Genomic DNA, 2,541 nt, shown 5'->3' with positions numbered 1-2,541 from the left:
GTAACCGCCCGGTTGGCACCGCGGTTGATCAGGCGGCCTCGGCCTGAGCGACGGCGACCGGTGTCCAGTTCCACGGCAGGAGCTCGTCGAGCCGGTTGATCTTGTGGTCTTGGATCCGGTTGAGCACGTCGGCGAGATAGGCCTGCGGATCGAGGCCGTTCAGCTTGGCGGTCTCGACGATCGTCATGGCGCGGGCCAGCGTTTCGCCGCCGGTGTCGGCGCCCGCGAAGAGCCAGTTCTTCCGGCCGATGCCGATCGGGCGCAGGGCACGCTCGGCCGGATTGTTGTCGATGGCCACGCGACCATCGGTGAGGAAGAGGCTGAACGAGGCCCGGCGGGCCAGCCCATAGCGGAATGCGCGCGCGAGGTCGCCTTTGCCGGGGATCCGCGTGAGCTGGCTCTCGGACCAGGCGAAGAAGGCGTCGACCTTCGGCGCGCTGAGCTTCTGGCGCGCGGCAACGCGGATCTCGGCAGGCTGCCCGTTGATCTCCCGCTCGATGTCATAGAGCGCGCCGATGCGGTCGAGCGCCTCGCGTGCGATGGCCGATTTCGTCTTGCCCCATTCGTCGTGGAAGTCGCGCCGCAGATGCGCCCAGCATGACGCCTCCTGCAGACGGGGCGTGCCGTCGGGGTCGGGTTCGTAAAGCTTGGCATAGCCCTTGTAGCCATCGGCCTGCAGGATGCCGCGGGTCTGGGCCAGATGCCCATGGACGTGCTCTTGCTTCCAATCCGGGGCGAAGCGGTAGACCGCCCCGGGTGGCGCTGTGCCTGCCCAAGGTCGCGGATCGCGGACATAGGCCCAGATCCGTCCCTGCTTCACCCCCTTTCCGAGGCCGCGGTCCTTGAGGGACCGATCCAGCACCCGGATCGGGGTGTCATCGGCGTGGAGCAGGTCGCTGGCCATCACATCGGCCTCGATCCGTTCGACCAGCGGCGCCAGCACCTTCATGGCGCGCCCACACCAGTCGACCAGCGTGCTGTCCGGAATGTCGGCCCCCATGCGGGCGAAGATCTCCTTCAGGCGATAGAGCGGGAGATGATCGTCGAACTTGGACACGAGGATCCAGGCCAGCAGGGCCGCGCTCGCCATGCTGCCCGGGATGGGACGGCTGGGCGCGGGCGCCTGCACCATCTTCTCACAGCGGCGGCAGGACTTCTTTAGCCGCGCGATCTGCAGGACCTTCAGCTGCGCCACGACCAGGTCGAGGATCTCGCTCATGTCCTCGCCCACGAGGCGCAGGTCACCACCGCAATCCGGGCAGCAGCTGCCCGGGTCAAGCTCGCGCCGCTCGCGCGCGGTGGCCTCGGAGACACGTGGACGGCGGCGCAGCTTGCGCTCGACCGTTTCGCCGGCGGTCTCATCGGACGCGGTGTCGGCCTCGTCTTCGCCCGCCGGGGTGGTGGCGCTTTCGGCGCTGGCGATGAGCAGGTCCTCGAGGGCCAATTCCAGCTGTTCGATCTCGCGCTCGATCTTCTCCGAGGACTTGCCGAAGGCCTGCTTCTTGAGCTTCGCGATCCGCAGCCGGAGCGTCTGGATGAGCTGGTCATGCGCCCGGATCGTCGCCGACATCTTCGCGTTTTCCGCCTGTAAGGCGGCGATCATTGCCTTCAGAATGGCGGGATCTTCGGGAAGGATGGGCGTGTCGCTCGACATACCATCACCTACCACACCCGATCATGAAGCGCCATAAAAACAAGGGGTTTCAAGCCGATAAATCACCCAACCCGGGCCGGTGGCGCACCCCAATCCGGTCGCCGCCAGTCAATGCCCTCCCACAACATCGCCAGCTGCGCCGAGGTCAGTCGCACCGCCCCCGAGCTGGTGTTCGGCCAGGGAAACCGCCCGCGCTCGAGGATCTTGTAGTAAAGGCAGAACCCCTGGCCGTCCCAGTAAAGCAACTTCAGCCGATCACCCTTGCGCCCACGGAAGGCGAAGACCGCGCCGCCGGTCGGCTTCTGGCGCAGCACGTCTTGCGCGAGTGCTGCCAGCCCACCGATCCCCTTCCGCATATCCGTCGCCCCGCAGGCCAGATACACCCGCACCCCGGTCCCCGGCCCGATCATGCGGCATCCACCGCGCGGATCAGACGGGACAGCGCCGCATCGTCGATGTCGCTCTCGAACCGGAGCACGCGGCCCTTCGCGAGGCGCAACTCAACCCAGGCTGCGGGGGCAGCGGCTCGGGCTGGAGGCTCCACCACCGTCAGCTCCATCGCTGGCGCCATGCCAGCGGGCAGGAACAGCGCGCCCGCCTCGGGAGACCACAAACCCTTCCGCTTCAGCTCGTGACGCCAGGCGTAGATCTGCTGCCGCGTCACCTCATGGCGTTGCGCCACCTGGGTTACCGTCGCGCCGTCGATCCCCACAGCGCTCACGATCGCCAGCTTCACCTCGTCGTCCCAACGTCGGCGGCGCTCAACACCCAGAACCTCGCCCCGCATCGCCCCTCCGCCCATAAAAGACGTCGTTTGCGACGTCGCTATGCACGTGTCTTAGGAGCTCACGCCGAAATCTGGCAGGCGGTGCCAACCGGGTGGTTAC

3 protein-coding genes are annotated in these 2,541 nt (G+C 67.2%); all 3 read right to left on the bottom strand.

What is annotated here, in order from left to right:
* Positions 1–28 precede the first annotated feature (28 nt).
* Complete coding sequence (tnpC, locus tag GH815_RS18525) at positions 29–1,654, bottom strand: IS66 family transposase (RefSeq protein ID WP_153750202.1); 1,626 nt, start codon at positions 1,652–1,654, stop codon at positions 29–31.
* Between the two features lie 62 nt (positions 1,655–1,716).
* The gene (tnpB, locus tag GH815_RS18520; RefSeq protein ID WP_153750201.1) at positions 1,717–2,064 is read right to left on the bottom strand and encodes an IS66 family insertion sequence element accessory protein TnpB; all 348 of its coding nucleotides are present in this window, start codon (positions 2,062–2,064) and stop codon (positions 1,717–1,719) included.
* Positions 2,061–2,441 (bottom strand): IS66-like element accessory protein TnpA, encoded by a 381-nt coding sequence (tnpA, locus tag GH815_RS18515; RefSeq protein WP_153750200.1) that lies wholly within the window; start codon positions 2,439–2,441, stop codon positions 2,061–2,063. The genes tnpB and tnpA overlap by 4 nt, the downstream gene beginning before the upstream one ends.
* Between the last annotated feature and the right edge of the window lie 100 nt (positions 2,442–2,541).

This window comes from Rhodovulum strictum (assembly GCF_009649175.1).
Taxonomy (GTDB): Bacteria; Pseudomonadota; Alphaproteobacteria; order Rhodobacterales; family Rhodobacteraceae; genus Rhodovulum; species Rhodovulum strictum.
The sequence above is the reverse complement of the archived record's forward strand: the minus strand, read 5'-3'. Positions and strand labels throughout refer to the sequence as shown.

Coding starts and splice junctions, on each gene's coding strand:
- tnpC (WP_153750202.1), bottom strand. CDS start 1,654: ATGTCGAGCGACACGCCCATCCTTCCCGAAGATCCCGCCATTCTGAAG.
- tnpB (WP_153750201.1), bottom strand. CDS start 2,064: ATGATCGGGCCGGGGACCGGGGTGCGGGTGTATCTGGCCTGCGGGGCG.
- tnpA (WP_153750200.1), bottom strand. CDS start 2,441: ATGCGGGGCGAGGTTCTGGGTGTTGAGCGCCGCCGACGTTGGGACGAC.